Raw genomic sequence first — 588 nt, forward strand, 5'->3', positions numbered from 1 at the left:
GCCTATGTGATTTTTACGTCGGGGTCGTCGGGTGTGCCGAAGGGTGTGGTGGTGGGGTTTGGTGGGTTGGTGAATGTGGGGGTGGCGCAGGCGGGGTGGTTTGGGGTGGGGCGGGGGTCTCGGGTGTTGCAGTTTGCGTCGGTGGGGTTTGATGCGTCGGTTTCTGAGGTGTTGATGGTGTGGGTGGGTGGTGGGGTGTTGGTGGTGCCGGGGGTGGGGTGGTTGCCGCCGCGGGTGGGGTTGGGGGTGGTGGCGGAGCGGTTTGGGGTGTCGCATGTGACGGTTCCGCCGGGGGTGTTGGGGGTTGAGGAGGGGTTGCCGTCGGGGTTGGGGACGGTGGTGGTGGCGGGTGAGGCGGTGCCGGTGGGTGTGGTGGAGCGGTGGGGTGGGGTGGGGGGTCGTCGGTTGGTGAATGCGTATGGGCCGACGGAGGTGTCGGTGTGTGCGGCGATGAGTGGGGATTTGGTGGGGTCGGGGTTGGTGGGTGGGGTGGTGCCGGTGGGTGGGCCGATGGCGGGGGTGGGGGTGTGGGTGCTGGATGGGTTTTTGCGTCCGGTGGCGCCTGGTGTGGTGGGTGAGTTGTATGTG

General features: G+C 67.9%; 1 protein-coding gene. It reads left to right on the forward strand.

The genetic code is table 11. From position 1 onward, the window contains the following. Window positions 1-588 (forward strand): AMP-binding protein (locus JK356_RS22580; protein ID WP_201870352.1); only part of this gene is annotated, 588 nt, incomplete at both ends.

Source organism: Streptomyces sp. 7-21 (assembly GCF_016741785.1).
Lineage (GTDB): Bacteria > Actinomycetota > Actinomycetes > Streptomycetales > Streptomycetaceae > Streptomyces.